This is a genomic window from Williamsia sp. Y853, from assembly GCF_056786495.1.
This window is the reverse complement of the sequence record NZ_JBXCJC010000001.1, coordinates 2,584,365-2,599,859: the sequence shown is the minus strand read 5'-3', so window position 1 is coordinate 2,599,859 and position 15,495 is coordinate 2,584,365. Positions and strand designations below refer to the sequence as shown.

14 protein-coding genes and 1 other RNA gene are annotated in these 15,495 nt (G+C 65.8%); 6 read left to right on the top strand and 9 right to left on the bottom strand.

The genetic code is table 11. The annotated features are described in order from the left end of the window. Window positions 1-5: 5 nt before the first annotated feature. Entirely contained in the window at window positions 6-1,415 is a 1,410-nt protein-coding gene (locus tag AC1TPF_RS11950) for an RNB domain-containing ribonuclease (RefSeq protein WP_482143959.1), read from the bottom strand. Between the two features lie 65 nt (window positions 1,416-1,480). Further along, window positions 1,481-1,887: RNase P RNA component class A (gene rnpB, locus AC1TPF_RS11945), an RNA gene on the bottom strand. A gap of 96 nt (window positions 1,888-1,983) precedes the next feature. Between rnpB and AC1TPF_RS11940 the strand changes: the two genes are divergently transcribed. After that, window positions 1,984-3,234 (top strand): SLC13 family permease, encoded by a 1,251-nt coding sequence (locus tag AC1TPF_RS11940; RefSeq protein WP_482143958.1) that lies wholly within the window; start codon window positions 1,984-1,986, stop codon window positions 3,232-3,234. Between the two features lie 18 nt (window positions 3,235-3,252). On the opposite strand, the gene AC1TPF_RS11935 is transcribed toward AC1TPF_RS11940, so the two are convergent. Further along, a complete protein-coding gene (locus AC1TPF_RS11935) occupies window positions 3,253-4,155 on the bottom strand; it encodes a LysR family transcriptional regulator (RefSeq protein ID WP_482134926.1) in 903 nt (300 codons plus the stop codon). Between the two features lie 151 nt (window positions 4,156-4,306). Here AC1TPF_RS11935 and AC1TPF_RS11930 point away from each other — a divergent pair, with 151 nt between their 5' ends. Next, entirely contained in the window at window positions 4,307-5,614 is a 1,308-nt protein-coding gene (locus AC1TPF_RS11930) for an NAD(P)/FAD-dependent oxidoreductase (RefSeq protein WP_482143957.1), read from the top strand. Between the two features lie 39 nt (window positions 5,615-5,653). Here the strand turns inward: AC1TPF_RS11930 and AC1TPF_RS11925 are convergent, their stop codons facing one another. The 4 genes from AC1TPF_RS11925 to cobC form a co-directional block, all read right to left on the bottom strand. Further along, complete coding sequence (locus AC1TPF_RS11925) at window positions 5,654-6,811, bottom strand: bifunctional RNase H/acid phosphatase (protein ID WP_482143956.1); 1,158 nt, start codon at window positions 6,809-6,811, stop codon at window positions 5,654-5,656. After that, the gene (locus AC1TPF_RS11920; protein WP_482134929.1) at window positions 6,808-7,554 is read right to left on the bottom strand and encodes a zinc ribbon domain-containing protein; all 747 of its coding nucleotides are present in this window, start codon (window positions 7,552-7,554) and stop codon (window positions 6,808-6,810) included. The genes AC1TPF_RS11925 and AC1TPF_RS11920 overlap by 4 nt, the downstream gene beginning before the upstream one ends. Window positions 7,555-7,665: 111 nt before the next feature. Next, a complete protein-coding gene (locus AC1TPF_RS11915) occupies window positions 7,666-8,790 on the bottom strand; it encodes a Nif3-like dinuclear metal center hexameric protein (RefSeq protein ID WP_482143955.1) in 1,125 nt (374 codons plus the stop codon). A 20-nt stretch (window positions 8,791-8,810) separates the two neighbouring features. Continuing rightward, window positions 8,811-9,839, bottom strand: coding sequence for an Rv2231c family histidinol phosphate aminotransferase CobC (gene cobC / locus AC1TPF_RS11910; RefSeq protein WP_482134930.1), 1,029 nt, complete (start codon window positions 9,837-9,839; stop codon window positions 8,811-8,813). A gap of 30 nt (window positions 9,840-9,869) precedes the next feature. Between cobC and AC1TPF_RS11905 the strand changes: the two genes are divergently transcribed. Next, window positions 9,870-10,556: an HAD-IA family hydrolase gene (locus AC1TPF_RS11905; RefSeq protein ID WP_482143953.1), complete on the top strand. Its 687-nt coding sequence runs from the start codon at window positions 9,870-9,872 to the stop codon at window positions 10,554-10,556. After that, on the top strand, window positions 10,549-11,013 hold the full coding sequence (locus tag AC1TPF_RS11900; protein WP_482134932.1) for a low molecular weight protein-tyrosine-phosphatase: 465 nt from the start codon (window positions 10,549-10,551) through the stop codon (window positions 11,011-11,013). Before AC1TPF_RS11905 ends, AC1TPF_RS11900 begins: the two co-directional genes overlap by 8 nt. Window positions 11,014-11,016: 3 nt before the next feature. On the opposite strand, the gene AC1TPF_RS11895 is transcribed toward AC1TPF_RS11900, so the two are convergent. After that, window positions 11,017-12,060 (bottom strand): zinc-binding metallopeptidase family protein, encoded by a 1,044-nt coding sequence (locus AC1TPF_RS11895; RefSeq protein WP_482134933.1) that lies wholly within the window; start codon window positions 12,058-12,060, stop codon window positions 11,017-11,019. 138 nt (window positions 12,061-12,198) lie between these two features. Here AC1TPF_RS11895 and AC1TPF_RS11890 point away from each other — a divergent pair, with 138 nt between their 5' ends. Continuing rightward, complete coding sequence (locus tag AC1TPF_RS11890) at window positions 12,199-13,107, top strand: SURF1 family cytochrome oxidase biogenesis protein (protein WP_482134934.1); 909 nt, start codon at window positions 12,199-12,201, stop codon at window positions 13,105-13,107. Here the strand turns inward: AC1TPF_RS11890 and AC1TPF_RS11885 are convergent. Continuing rightward, a complete protein-coding gene (locus AC1TPF_RS11885; protein ID WP_482143951.1) occupies window positions 13,021-13,986 on the bottom strand; it encodes a cobalamin biosynthesis protein in 966 nt (321 codons plus the stop codon). The genes AC1TPF_RS11890 and AC1TPF_RS11885 overlap by 87 nt on opposite strands. Window positions 13,987-14,064: 78 nt before the next feature. Between AC1TPF_RS11885 and AC1TPF_RS11880 the strand changes: the two genes are divergently transcribed. Further along, a complete protein-coding gene (locus AC1TPF_RS11880; protein ID WP_482143949.1) occupies window positions 14,065-15,495 on the top strand; it encodes a sulfite reductase subunit alpha in 1,431 nt (476 codons plus the stop codon).

Here is a 15,495-nt window from a genome sequence, read left to right as displayed (position 1 = left end):
GCCGCCTACACCGGCATGAACGTCACATTCGGTGTGCGGGGATCGGCGTCCATCAGTTTCACCTGCACGTGCCGGCCCTCGGCCGGATCGCCACCGCACGTGGCGAACACGGCCGGATCTGCGATGAAGATCTGTGCGGGCCGCTTGCCACGCGCGGCATGTAACACGGTGGCGGTGAACGTCTCGCCGACCCGGTCGGCAAGCAGGATGGCTTCGGCCATGTCCAGGCTCGACCGGTCCGCGCGGCCTGCGACCGCACTCGAACTCTTCATCACCTCGGGCAGTGTCGGCAAAGCGCTGCACACCCAGTCGGGTACCGGTTTTCCGGCCGCCAGCGCCAAGCAGGTCTCGGTGGCAAAGCGGTCGGCCAACCGGCGCAGCGGCGCGGTCACGTGGGCATAGACCCCGGCGATTCCGCCGTGTGTTGTCACCGCATCGTCCGGGATCACACCCAGCATCGGCAGGTAGTCACTGCCGCGCAGCAACGTGGTGGCATCCGACATCACCGCCAGGGTGAGCGGGGACTGCGGATCCAGACCGGCGAGGAACGCACCCGGCGAAACATCTTCCGGCCAAGGCACATCCAGCGCCCCCGCGGAGGCCCGGAAGACCTTCACCGCGTCGTCGGTCGCCGACGGCAACGTGCGCAGCAGCCCGACCTTGTTGTCCAGCATCATCTGTCCGGCACACATGCCCGTCAGCAACGAGACCTGCGAGTTCCACATATCGGCCCGGGTCCGCGGTTGCACCACCAATCGCCACCCGCCGTCCCCGTCTCTCAACACATCTTGTTCGGGCAGACCCAACTCGACCGCGCCCCGCTCGATCGCCAACCGCTGCCGGAGCTCACCGAAATCCGGGAGCGCCTCGATGGACGGATGCAACCGCCCGGCGTCGGCGTCGGCCTGCACGGTTTCGTAGTCCAGCCGGGCCACCGACCGCACCAGCGCCCGCTGTACGTCAACCGAGGTCGGATGTCCGTCCCCGTCGACGGCGATTCGCCACAGGGCCGCCGGACGGACCTGATCGGGAAGCAACGATCCGCGATCCTCCGACAACGCCCGCGGATGCAGCGGCACGTTACCGTCCGGGAAATAGATCGTCTGCCCACGCCTGCGGGTCTCGAGGTCGAGTGGACCTGCGGGCCGAACCAGCGCCGCGACATCGGCGATTGCGTACTGCACCACAAATCCGGTGCCGTCACGGGCGATGTGGACGGCCTGGTCGAGGTCCACCGATCCGGGTGGATCGATGGTCACCAGCGGCAGGTCGGTCCGGTCGACACGACGCGCGGCGAAGCTGTCCGATGCCGTCTGGGCTTCGGTTTGGGCGGCGGCTCCGAATTCCTCGGACAGACCGAGGTCGGTGCGGATGGCACCAAAATCTATGTCGTCGGCGCGAAGTATCCGTTGCACCGCACCAACACTAGCGGGCAGTGACCTCCACACCGGAGTAATCGGTGCGAGGCCACGCTGCGGGGCGAACGAGCCGGCCTGTAAGCCGGATCCTGTACCGACCACGAGGGTCGGCAGCGGCCATCCATCTGGGCACACCGTCACCGGGTACCTCGAGCGGTCCACCCGCAGGCTCGGGCGAGCAGCCCTCGAACACCTGCGCAGCCACACCAGTTACCTGGTGCAACCTTCGACCTTGCTCCGGGTGGGGTTTACCGAGCCATCACGGTCACCCGTGATGCTGGTGCGCTCTTACCGCACCTTTTCACCCTCACCGGCTTGCGCCGGCGGTTTGTTTTCTGTGGCACTGTCCCGCGAGTCGCCTCGGGTTGCTGTTGGCAACCACCCTGCTCTGTGGAGTCCGGACTTTCCTCGATCACGGGCTCGCCGCCCATGCGACTGTCCCCGCGACCGCGGCCGCCCAGCCGGCTCGTTCGCATCATCACTGTACGTTCTCCGGCCCCGGATCCACGCATCCTTCGCGGTGCCGGATTGGTGCCCGGTCCGGGTATCGGGGGAACATTGCGCCGTGGATGTTGTCGCGGCGGTCCTGATGGTGACCGCACTGGGATTGGCCGTGTGGCGTCCGCGTGGCCTGTCCGAGGCGGCGGTTGCGGTCCCGGCGGCAGCGCTGGCCATAGTCGTTGGCGTCGTGGAACCCGACCGAGCCTGGGACGAGCTGCGCGAGTTGTCATCCACCGTGCTGTTCCTGGCGGCGTTGTTGGTGATCTCCTACGCCTGTTCGGTGCTGGGCGTCTTCGAATGGGTGGCCCGGGTGATCGCGCACCGCGCATCCCCGCAAGGCGACGCAGGCCACCGGTCCGGGCGCAGACTCTTCGGACTCGTGTTCGCCGCCGCCGCGATCACCACTGCCGCACTCAGTCTCGACGCCACCGTACTGCTGTTGACACCCGTCCTGTTGTCGATGACATCGGCGCTCCGGGTACCGGCCCGTCCACACAGCTACGCCACCGTCACGCTTGCCAATTCGGCCTCGACCTTGATGCCGGTCTCGAACCTGACCAACCTGCTCGCGTTCGCCGCCACCGGTCTGGGCTTTGTCGAGTTCACACTCCTGATGGCTCTGCCCTGGCTGGTCACCCTTGCGGTCGAATTCGCGTTGTTCTGCTGGTACTTTCGCGACGACCTCGAGGTAGCACCCGGCCCAGACGTACTCGACCTACCCGGCCCGGCACCGCGCGCGCCGCTGATCGTTCTCACCGCAACCCTGACCGCATTCGGTGTCAGTTCACTGGTCGGCATCGAACCGGTGTGGTGCGCGGTGGCAGGTGCCGTCGCGATGGCCTACCTGGCGCTGCGCGGACGCGCCTGCGGGGCCGGGGCATTGGCCATGTCGGCGCAACCCGGATTCCTGCTGTTCGTCTGCGCACTCGGGGTGTTGGTGACCGGGATCTCCGACGGCGGGATAGGGAGTTGGCTCGCGGACCTGCTGCCCGACGGGACCGGGATGCTCGACCTGCTCATCGTCGCCGTGGTCGCGGCCATCGCGTCGAACGTGATCAACAACATCCCGGCCACCCTGTTGATGCTCGCGGCACTGGGCAGCGGCGCACCGGCGGCACTGATCCTGGCAATGCTGCTCGGGGTCAACATCGGTCCCAGCCTGACCTATCTGGGGTCGCTGGCGAACCTGCTGTGGCGCAACCTGGTCAACGCGCAGGGCAACCGCGTGAAGGTCACCGAGTTCACCATGGTGGGCCTGGTGACCGTGCCGTTGACCCTGCTGGCCTCGGTGTTCGCGCTCTGGCTGGTCACCTAGCCGGAGTCGGTTCGCTGGTCAGATACCCGGCGGAACGTCGTCTCCCCCGGCCAGATCCGCGCGCACCGATCGCAGTGCAGCGATCAGGTCGTTGACGATCTCGGATTGTCCGGTCGGTGCGCGCACCACCGCCGACACCGGAACCCGTAGTGCGCGTTCGATATCCCGCGTGAAGGCGATACCCGCGAGCGGCGTGCGCTCGTAGAGCACCGTCCACTCTTCGGGGTGGTTGAGGAGTTCCATGGTCGCGGTGTGGTCGACTGGCAGCGGCGGGGCCTGACGGGGCCGATCCAGTCCGTGACGGTCGAATGCCTCGCGAATCACGTTGTGCAACAACACCTGATCGCGTGCCGACGGCAACAGCAGCGGATACTTGCCGAGGTCCGCCAGCCCGACTTCGGCAGATCCCGCCAGTGGATGCCGCTGCGACATCGCAACCACCAGGTCGTCGACCCACAGGTGCTCGATGGCGAGCCCGGGTCGCTCGAGGCCCCCACGGATCAGGGCCAGGTCGACGTCGCCGCCCAAGACCGCATCGATCCGCTGATCGAAGCTCTTGATAATGAATTCGATCTCGACGTCGAGGTGTTCGGTGCGCAGCTTGGCGATCGCGGCCAGCGACTGCTGCGCAAACGACATGTTGGCCGCCATCCGCACCCGACCACCCGGCGTACGTGCGGTCGCGGTGATCATCGATTCCAGCCGGATCATCTGCTGAGCCAGCGGAAGCACCTGGGCTCCGAGGTCGGTCAGGCGCACCGTACGCGTCGACCGGGCGATCAATTTGGAGCCCAGTTCATGCTCGAGCCGAGCGACCTGGTGACTGATCGCCGATTGCGAAATGAAGCAGCGGGCCGCGGCCCGGCTGAAACTCAGCTCCTCGGCCACGGCTACGAAGTACGTCAACTGACGAAGTTCCATGCGACCAGCTTATATGAGTGATCCAGATAAGTTCTATCTTTAGAACAGGTTGGAAAATGGCCGAAAATGGCCTGATTAGGGATTTTCAACCCAGTTAATTGCGCTATACATGGAAGTAGTTGCCATCAAGAGATAAAAGGATCATTAACTCATGCCCACACCGCACAGCGTTCCCACCCACCTCGAGGCCGACGTGGCCATCGTGGGTTCGGGATTCGGTGGACTGACAGCTGCACAACGGCTGGCCAAAACCGGACTGCGCGTCGTGTTGATTTCCAGCACCCCCGAACACCTTTTCCAGCCACTGCTCTATCAGGTCGCGACCGGCGTGCTCTCCAGCGACGAGATCGCTCCCGACATCGCAGGCATCCTGCGCAAGCACCGCAACATCGAGGTCCGCCTTGGCACGGTCACCGATGTCGACCCCGACGCCGGCGTACTGCACTTCCGGCATGACGGCCCGACCGAGACGGTTCGATTCCGCTATCTGATCGCAGCCACCGGCGCGACACAGTCGTACTTCGGACGCAACGAGTTCGCGCAGTACTCCTACGCACTCAAGACGATCGAAGATGCGACAAAATTGCGTACGCAGATCCGCCAGAACTTCGAAAGGGCCGCGCAGACCACCGACGAAGATCTGCGCCGCCGACTGCTGAGCTTCGTGATCGTCGGTGCCGGGCCGACCGGTGTCGAGGTCGCCGGGCAGATCCGTGAGCTGGCGACCCGCTACTACAAGCGTGACGACGTGTCCGTCTACCTCGTCGAGGGCGCGGGCGACGCACTTCCCGTCTACGGTGGTTCACTCTCGGCCTACGCCAAGAAGGCCCTCGAGGCCACCGGCGTGGAACTCCTGCTCAATTCGCTTGTCACAGACATGGATTCCGAGGGCGTCACCGTCAAGATCGGATCCGGTGCGGCGACCCGCAAGATCGCGGCCGACACCATCATCTGGTCGGCAGGCGTGCAGGCCAGCGCGTTCACCGCAGTCCTGGCGGAGGCAACCGGAGCCCAGACCGATCGCGCCGGACGGATTCTCATCAACGCGGACCTGACCGTGGGCGGCTACGCCAACGTGTACGCGATCGGCGACATGACCTCACTCAACGGCTACCCGGGGCAGAGCCCGGTGGCCATGCAGGAGGCCCGTCACGCAGCCGACGTCATCAGCCGGAAGAAGCTGCCGGGCACACCGTTCAAATACCGCGACAAGGGCAGCATGTCCGTGATCAGCCGGTTCAGCGCGGTCGTCGCCATCAACGAGAAGATCCGGTTCCGCGGCATGTTCGCCTGGATCACCTGGCTGGCGGTGCACCTGTTCTACCTGATCGGTTTCCGCAACCGCTTTGCCGCGATCGTATCGTGGCTCTACGCGTTCATCGGCAGCAAGCGGCCGGGTTTCGAGCAGGTCGACCGCCGCGCGGCGGCCGTCCCCGAGGCGCAATCACGCGCGAGCTGATCGCGTACCTCACGTTCGCCCCGAACCACCTGGGAGAGATCAGATCTCACCCAGGTGGTTCGTGTCGTTGACCAACCGGACCGAGGCACCACCGTCGGGATAGAACTCGGCGATGCTCAGCGATGCCAGGTCGAGGTGCATCCGGTAGAGGATCGATGATCCGACACCGAGCGCTTCCCGTAGGAGCACCTTGATGGGTGTCACGTGGGACACCACGAGCACCTCGCCCGGACCGTACTGATCGACGATCTCCGCCTGCGCCTTCAGGATTCGCACGGTGGCGGTGTCGAAGCTCTCGCCTCCGGGAGGCGCGATGCTCGTATCGCCGATCCATGCCTTGTGGAGGTCGGGATCCTGATCCGCGGCTTCGGCGAAGGTCAGCCCTTCCCAGTCACCGAAGTCGGTTTCGATCAGACCGTCGTGCACGGTGACCGACAGACCCAGTGCCTGCGCAGCGGCCTCGGCGGTGTCGCGGGCCCGCCCAAGCGGGGAACAGATCACGGCCGAGATACCGTCCGGCTCGGCCGCGGTCTGCGCCCGGGTCGACAGTCGCTTGGCCGCCCTGGCCGCCTGATCGCGGCCCAGTTCGGTCAGTTGCGGGTTACCGCGCCCGGAGTAACGCCGCTCCACCGACAACGGGGTTTGCCCGTGTCGTAGCAACAACATTCGCGTCGGAGCACCCATCGCACCGTTCCATCCGGGCGCCCTGGGTGCCGGCTTCAAAGGCTTCTCAACCGGCTTCTCAACCGGCTTCTCAACCGGCTTCTCGGTCACGACGGCTACCTGCTCGCCCGCGGCCGCGGCGTCCATGGCCTCGTTGGCCAGGCGGTCGGCGTGAGAGTTCTGGTTCCGTGGGATCCAGGTGTAGTCGACGCGCGAGAATCCCGACGCCAGCGCCTTCGCCTGCGCGGCCAGCGGAATCATGTCCGGATGCTTGATCTTCCAGCGACCGGACATCTGCTCGACGACCAGCTTCGAATCCATCCGGACCGACACCTCGTCGGCGCCCACGTCCTCGGCCGCGGCCAGACCGGCGATCAGCCCGCGGTACTCGGCGACGTTGTTGGTCGCGATACCGAGGGCCTCCTTGCGTTCGGCCAGGACCGAGGCGCGGTCGGCGTCGAACACCACCGCGCCGTAGCCCGCCGGTCCCGGGTTGCCCCGCGAACCGCCGTCGGCCTCGACAACAACTCTCACGAAGAAGCCAAACCCGACTCGTGGGTACGCACCAGGATGGCGCCGCACTCGTCGCAGCGGACGACCTCGTCGGTCGGGGTTGCGTTGATCCGGCTGAGCAGACCCCGATCGAGTTCCATCCGGCAGGCGCCACAGCGGGCGGCCCGGAGCAGTCCGGCACCGATCCGTCCCTGCGAGACCTGCTTGGAGTAGACGGCCATCAGATCCGGGTTCACGTTGGCGGTCAGCGCCGCCCGCTTCTCCCGCGCGGCGGCGATGTCCTGGTCGATCTTCGCCAACGCCGCATCACGTCGGGCGGTGGCTTCTGCGATCTGCCGCTCGGTGTGGTTGGTCATGGCAGAGGCCCGCTGTTCGTCCGCACCGACGGCTTCCTGCTGTTCCATCACCTCGAGCAGCTCGTCCTCGAGCAATGCGCGACGACGAATCAGCCCGGTGACCTCGTGCGACAGCTCACTGAGTTGTTTGGCGGGCAAGGAACCCGCGGCCAACTGCTGATTGTCCTTCTCTTCACGCATCGACATCGACATGATCTCGTTGTCGAGCCGCCGGGACTCACGGTGCAGGTCCTCTGCAGCTATCTGAGCCCGCACGGCCTCGTCACGCTGGGTATTCAGCTGCTGCGCGAGCTGATCCAGCTCGGCGATCTCGGGCAACGTGGACCGCCGGTGTTCGATTCGATGCAATTCCGCATCGACATCGGCAATGTCCAACATCAATCGTTGGTCGGCCGGATCTGCTTTCACCAGTGTTCCTTCATTCCTCTACTGTCCGGTCCCACGGGCCGGATCAACAAGTCGTTCGGCGCCGTCAAGCGCCGGTGATGACATTTTTGCAACCGTACGCGGTACCGCGCCTCAGTGGCCGCTCCGATGAATTGTCCATGGATCTGTCGGAGTGGCGAACACGCCGGTGGCAAGTCCGGGGACGGCGTCGGCGAGCAGACCGGCGACCTGCTCACACCACGGGAACTCGGTACTCCAATGACCGGCGTCGATCAGGGCCGGACCACCGCCGCGAAGGTGTTCGTCGACCGGGTGATGCCTCAGGTCGCCGGTGACGTAGACGTCCGCGCCCACCGCGCGGGCCGTGGCCAGCATCGAATCACCGGCGCCTCCGCAGACCGCCACCGTTGTGATGGTCATCTCCGGGTCACCGGCGGCCCGGATTCCCACAGTCGTGGACGGCAAAGCCCGCGCAACCTGCTCCGTGAACGCGGCCAGGCTCATCGGTTCACCGAGCTCACCCACCCGTCCCAGGCCCTCGTCGCCGCGAGCGGGTGCCAACTCGATGAGGTCGAAGGCCGGTTCCTCATACGGGTGTGCGGCGCGCAGCGCGGTCAGCACACGCTCGCGAACCCGGCGGCTCGACACCATCTCGACACGGTCCTCGGCCACCTGCGTCACCTCGCCACGTTCCCCGACCGCCGGATCGGCGCCCGCACCCGGCAGGAACTGACCGGTACCGGAGGTGCTCCAACAGCAGTGGCTGTAGTCACCGATCTCACCGGCTCCGGCGTCGAACATCGCCTCGCGGACGGCCACTACATCGCCGGCCGGAACGAACACCGACCACTTGTCCATCGCCTCCGCGGGTTTGGGATCCAGCGGTCGCACGTTGATCAGCCCGAGCAGCGCGGCCAAGGCATCGGAGACACCGGGGTTTGCCGAATCCGCGTTGGTGTGCGCGGTGTAGAGGGCACAACCGCCCTTGATCAGGCGGTGCACAAGCCTGCCCTTGGGGGTGTGGGTACCGACGGTGTCGACCCCGCGCAGGAGCAACGGGTGGTGGGCCACAACAAGATCCACACCGGACTCCAAGGCCGCCTCGACCACCGCGTCGGTGACGTCGACACAACACAGCACCGAGGTGACGGCATCATCCGGGTCGCCGCAGACCAGGCCCACCGAATCCCAGCTCTCCGCCAGCCGGATCGGGTATGCGCGTTCGAGAATCCCGATCACGTCGGCCAATGTCGTCATATCCGTCGTCCCTGTAGCCGTCACCCGAGCACCTTTCTGATCGTGTCGACCAATCCGTCGACAGTCGTGCGGTCCCGGACCGCGAGCCGTAGATGGTTCGCATCCATCCCGACGAAGTTGGCGCAGCTGCGGACCGCATAACCATGATCCCGCAGAGCCTCTTTGAGCGCGGTACCGTCGGCCACCGCGATCGTCACAAACGATGCCGACGGCTCCCCGACCACCTCGACCCCAGCGGCAGTCAGCGCGATGATCATCCAATCACGTTGATCGACAACCGAAACCGCTTCGGCGTCGGCGTAACCGGTTGCCACGTCACCGGCGCAGAGCTCGAGCGCCGCCAGTTGCAGGGTGCCCAGCGGCCAATGTGGTCGTCGGCGCCCCAACCGCTCGAGGAGATCGGGCGATCCGAGGAAGTACCCGGCCCGCAGCCCGGCCAGTGCAAACGTCTTGGTGATGCTGCGCAAGACCAGGATGTCGTCGCCGCGGTGGCCGGCCAGGCTCTGCGGCTCACCGGGCACCACGTCGGCAAACGCCTCGTCGACAACGATGACCCGGCCGGGGCGCCGCAACGCCTCGATGGTTTGGCGGGGATGCAGCACCGACGTCGGATTCGTGGGGTTGCCCAGGACAACGAGGTCCGCATCCTCGGGCACCAGCTCCGGGTCCAGAGTCCAGGGCGACGGCAACACCACCTGGTCGATGGCGATTCCGGCAGCACGCAGCGCGCGCTCGGGTTCGGTGAACGACGGCTGGATCAGTGCCGCGCGGCGCGGGGCCAGCTCGGGCAGGAGCGCAAAACCCTCGGCGGCACCGGCGAGCAACAACACCTCGGACGGATCGCGGTGGTGACGCCCGGCAATCGCCGTGACGGCCCGCTGCTGGTCGTCGGCGCTGGGATAGCCGGCCAGGTCACCGAGCCGCCTCGCCAGCGCGTCGAGAACGAACTGCGGGGTGTCGCCGCGGACGTTGACCGCGAAGTCGATCAGGCCTGGTTGGGCATCTGCGTCGCCATGGCGACCCAGGTCGGTCAGCTCGTCCGATTTCACAGTTGTCGAGCCTACGGGCAGGATGGAGTGGTGAGTTTGAGCAACAGGCCTGACCTTCCGGACCCGGCCGATCCGGCGACCATTCTGCTGTTCGACCTCGATGGCACGATCACCGATTCGTTCGACGGCATCGAGAAGAGTTTCCGGCATGCGCTCGCCGTGGTCGGAGCACCCGAGCCCGATCCGGCGTTGGTCGCCGGACTCGCCGGACCACCCATGATCGACAGTCTGCGGGGTATGGACCTCGATGACGCCGATATCGAGACCGCGATGGCCGCCTATCGGGAGCGTTACGTCGAGACCGGCTGGCTGGAGAACTCGGTATTCGACGGCATGGCCGACCTGCTGGCCGACCTGACGCAGTCCGGTCGACTGATGGCCGTCGCGACCTCGAAGAACCAGGGCACCGCCCGGGCGATCCTCGAGCATTTCGGCCTCGCCTCGCATTTCAAATACATCGCCGGGGCCTCCGACGACGGCAGCAGGCGCAGCAAGTCCGACGTGATCGCCCACGCCCTGAGCTCACTCGGGATCACCGATGTCGCCGCCCACCCGGTGGTCATGATCGGTGACCGTTCCCACGACGTCCACGGCTCGGCGCAGTTCGGAATCCCGGCAATCTTCGTGGACTGGGGTTACGCGGTCGGCGATGAAGGTGCCGATGCCGCCTGGACGGTGGACTCGGTTGACCAATTGAGGAAGCTGATCCATGGCTGAACCACTGCACGTCACGTTTATCTGCACGGGCAACATCTGCCGTTCACCGATGGCGCAGAACATCTTCCGGCGGGCGCTCGAGGACGCCGGCCTGGACGACAAGGTGCGTGTGACCAGTGCGGGCACCGGCGGCTGGCACGTCGGCGAGCCGGCCGATGCCCGCGCTCGCACCGAACTCACGTCGGCCGGCTACGACGACGAACACACCGCAGCAAAAGTGGGCCCCGAACATCTCGACGCAGACCTGCTGATCGCGATGGACAGCGGTCACTCCGCAGCCCTGCACAAGATGGGCGCCGGCGACCGGACCCGGCTGCTGCGCAGTTTCGATCCCGACGCCGATGACGTCGACATCGCCGATCCGTACTACGGCAGCGACGACGACTTCCGGACGGTGCGGACCCAGATCGAGGCCGCGATGCCCGGACTCCTCGATTGGGTACGCAGCCGCGTATAGGGATCAGAGAGCGGCAGGCGCGATCAGTCCGTGGATGAACCGCATCTTGTCGAGCACCTTCGCGGGCAGCACGAACGGATAGAGATCGTGGTGTCCCATCGACCGGTTGATCTGATTCAGCGCCCAGGTCAGCGGTAGCCACAGATCGATGATCTGATCGAACCCCACATCCCCCACCAGCACGCTGTCGAGTGTCGCGCCCGCAGGTGCCATCGCAAACGCGGCCGCGGTGTCGAGGGTGTCGCGGATGTGGAGATAGTGCGCAAAGGTCTCGGCCCAGTCCTCCGCCGGGTGCATCGTCGCGTAGGACGAGACGTAGTCGCTCTTCCAGTCGTCGGGCGGGCCCTGGCTGTAATGCCGGTCGAGGGCTGCCTGATAGTCGTCGTCCGGGTTGCCGAAGAGCTCTTCGAAGCGTGGTCGGTGCTCACCGGTTCCGACCAGCACCATTTGGTAGTAGTGCCCGATCTCGTGGCGGAAGTGCCCGATCAGGGTCCGGTAGGGCTCGTCCATCGACACCCGCAACTGTTCGCGGTGTACGTCGTCGCCCTCGGCGAGATCCAGGGTGATCACCCCGTCGGCATGACCGGTGATCACCGGCGTCTTGGCGCTCGAGAGCAGATCGAAGGCCAGCCCGGTCTGCGGATCGACATCGCGGCCTTCGATGGGCAGACCGAGCTCACTGAGCTCCAGGATCACGCGTCGTTTGTCGGTCTCGGCGGTGCCGAAGGCCACGATCGCAGCAGTGTCCTCGTCGGCCGGACGGGTTCGCGTCAGGCGGCACGATTCGCACAGCGTCGACGGATTCGGTTCTCCGTCAGGTGTGCTCGCACCCGGCTCGACCGGCGGTACCAACCAGTTGCACGAAATCAGCTTGAAGTTGGCACACCGGACGAGGACGTCGCCGTCGGTCTCGGTGGTCGCGTCCTCGTCGAGTGTGAACATGGTGCGCGACGGCAGATGAAACCCCAGCGGGCTGTTGCAGCTCAAGCACAACGTGTTCTCGAAGGACAACTTCTGTCCACATTTACGACAGACCAGATCGCGCATTTGAGCCTCCCCAAGACGTGGCGCGCCGACCGCACGCCAACCCCGCCAAGACTAGCCAGGACGAGGTGGGTCGGCAGGGTTCGAAAGCCGGGTATGGGGAGTCGAGGGCCACATCGATGCGCTCGGTACCGTATAGGGGTGCGCATCCTCCGTAGTTTCCTTCGGCCCGGCTGGCTTCTGCTCGCCGTAGTTGTGGTCGCTTTTGCGGTGGCGTGCTTCTGGCTTCTCGCGCCCTGGCAGTTGGGCAAGAACTCGAACACCGAACATCAGAACGACCTGCTCCGCAAAGCCGAGACCACGGACCCCGTGCAGATCGCCGATCTGTACAACGATGGCCAGCCGGTCAAGGATTCGGAGTGGCGCAAGGTACAGGTGACCGGCACCTACCTACCCGAGCAGCAGGCCGTCGTCCGGTTGCGCCACATCGACGGGGCCCCCGCATACGAGGTGCTCACACCGCTGCGGAGCACCGACGGTGCCACCTATCTCGTCAATCGTGGATATGTGACGCCCGTACAGGGCACGGCCCTGCCACCGATCGCGGCGCCGCCGACCGACGAGGTCTCGGTGGAGGCGCGGATCCGTTCCGCCGAAGGCACCAGTCCCGGGCGCGAGCCACGTGTCGAAGCCGGTGCCCTGCAGGTGTATTCCATCGATCCGGTGGTCCTGAGTGCCGCCGTCGATCTCCCGCTGACAAACGGATACCTCCAACTCGACGAGGGACAACCCGGCGGCCTCGGGGCCATGGATCTGCCCCAACTCGATTCGGGTCCCTACCTGTCATACGGATTGCAGTGGATCGCGTTCGGTGTGATGGCCCCGTTGGGGTTGGGCTACTTCGCCTGGTCGGAGTACAAGCAACGCCGCGCCGCCAAAGAAGGAACGATCCCCAAGAAGCCCCGCGAACGTGGACGCGAGACCCGCGATGCGCTGGCTGCGTCGTCGACCGGTGGCGCCGATTCAGAGGTTCGCGGCGGGGTGATCGGTTCGGGTCCGACGGCCGATCAGGATGGCAGCGACAAGTTGTCCGATCGCTACGGTCGCTAACGCTCCCACCTGTACGCGCCGCGACAGCTGCGCTGCCCGTCGTACGTCCACCGCGGCCGGCGCCGGCCCCTGGCCGAGTACGGGCCGGTCCTCGACCCGATGGCGGTAGACGGTCCGCCCACCGATCGAAACACCGAGCGCCCCGGCAAACGAGGCCTCGACCACACCGGCATTCGGGCTGGGATGCGCCCGGGCATCACGCCGGACCGCGGCCACCGCACGTCGCCGATTCGGTCCGATGGCTATCACCAGCGCAGCGGTCACACGCGCGGGCAGATAGTTCGCAACATCGTCGAGCCGTGCGCCGGCCCACCCGAAGTTCTCGTATCGCTCGTTGCGGTATCCGACCATCGCGTCGAGGGTGTTGATCATCCGATAGGCCAGTAAGCCGGGAACGCCCGCCACCGCACCCCACAGCAGCGGCGCAACCGCCGCATCAGATGTGTTCTCTGCCACTGATTCCACGGCCGCTCGTGCCATCCCGGATTCGTCGAGGCTGTTCGGATCGCGGCCGCACAGACTCGGGATGAGCTCACGGGCACCGTCGATGTGACCGGCTTCCAACTCGTCGGCCAACCGGTCGCCGACGGCCGCCAACGACGATCCGCCCAGCGCAACCCACGTGGCCAACGCAACTCCGACGACACCGCAGCGTCCGCCGACGATTCCGGCACCCAGCGCGGTGCCCACGCAGACCGCGGTGAAGACCGCTCCGGCCGGCCGCGAATCGCGATACAGGAGCTGTTCGAGGTTGCCCGCCGATATCCCCATCCCAGCCACCGGATGCAATCGCCGCGGATCGCCGAACCTACGATCGAGGAGATAGCCGATCGCCAACCCTGTGCTGCGGTGCACTCCCGATGACTTCACCGGCCACATCTTAGATCCACGCGATCGGCCGCCAACACCAGCTGAGGGTACCCTTAGCCAGTCTGGTGCCGCTTCAACGGAGCAGCGGTGCCCGACGCAGTGAACACGTACGCGCAGACTTCGAAAGAGCACAGCCAGGCCATGAAAACGTCCAACCTGCCCGATGACGCCGAGTTCACCGGAGACGAGCGGCTGTGGTTGTCCGGCTTCCTTGCCGGCTACGACACCGGATCGACGTCCGGAACCACCGTCGCGACCCGCGAGGATGTACTCGCCCGCGCTCTGATCGCGCTACGTGAACTCGATACGACAACTGATGCACCGGAGATTCTGCACGCTGTGACCGCCACCACCGAAACCCCTTCTCTGCCACGGGCGGACAAACCGAAACGCTCCCCCTGGACCCGCAAGAATCCGTACGGCGCAACACTCGTCGCGAACCGTCCCCTACGCGGATCAGACTCTCGCAAAGATGTCCGCCACGTGGTCTTCGATCTCGGTGACAGCGACATCGACTACGAAGCCGGCGACGGCCTCGGCATCAAGCCGGTCAACGATCCGGCGTTGGTGGCCGCGCTGATCGAGCGCATCGGCGCCGACCCCGATGAGATGATCACTACCCGAACCGGCGAGTCGACACTCATCGACCTGCTCTCCCACGACTACGAGATCTCGTTGCCGACGCGGGAGCTGATCAACCACATGGCCGATCACTCCGGCGACGCCGAACTCGTCCATATCCTGTCGACGGAAGACCGTGACTCGCTCGAGGGCTGGCTGTGGGGCAAGGACGTCCTCGATCTCCTCGACCTCGAACCGACCCTGCAGATCTCCGCCACCGAACTCATCGACCTGTTGCGCCCGCTCGCCCACCGCGTGTACTCGATCTCGTCGAGTCCTCTGACCCATCGCGGCATGGTCCATCTGACCGTTGCGGCGGTGCGGCACCGTAGCGCCGAGCGCGATCGACGCGGACAGTGCTCGACATATCTGGCCGACCGGATCAGCGCAGGCGGAACCGCGGGCGTCTTCCTCTCGAAGAACAAGGCGTTCCGATTGCCGACCGACGACTCGGCACCGGTGATCATGATCGGCCCCGGCACCGGGGTGGCGCCGTTCCGGTCGTTCCTCTACGAGCGCAAGGCCCGCGGCGCCCGCGGCCGCAACTGGTTGTTCTTCGGTGACCATCACCGGGCCACCGATTTCATGTACGAGGACGAGATCGTCCAGTTCCAGCGTGACGGCGTTCTCACGCGCCTCGACCTCGCGTTCTCCCGCGATCAGGAACACAAGATCTACGTCCAGGACCGGATGCGCGAGAACGGCGATGAACTGTTCCGTTGGCTCGCACAAGGTGCATACCTCTACGTCTGCGGCGACGCGTCGCAGATGGCCAAGGATGTCGACGCCGCGCTGCACGATGTGGTCGCCGAGCACGGTGGCCTCGACACCGACGCCGCCGAGGACTTCGTGAACACCCTCAAACGCGAAAAGCGTTATCTGCGTGACGTGTACTGA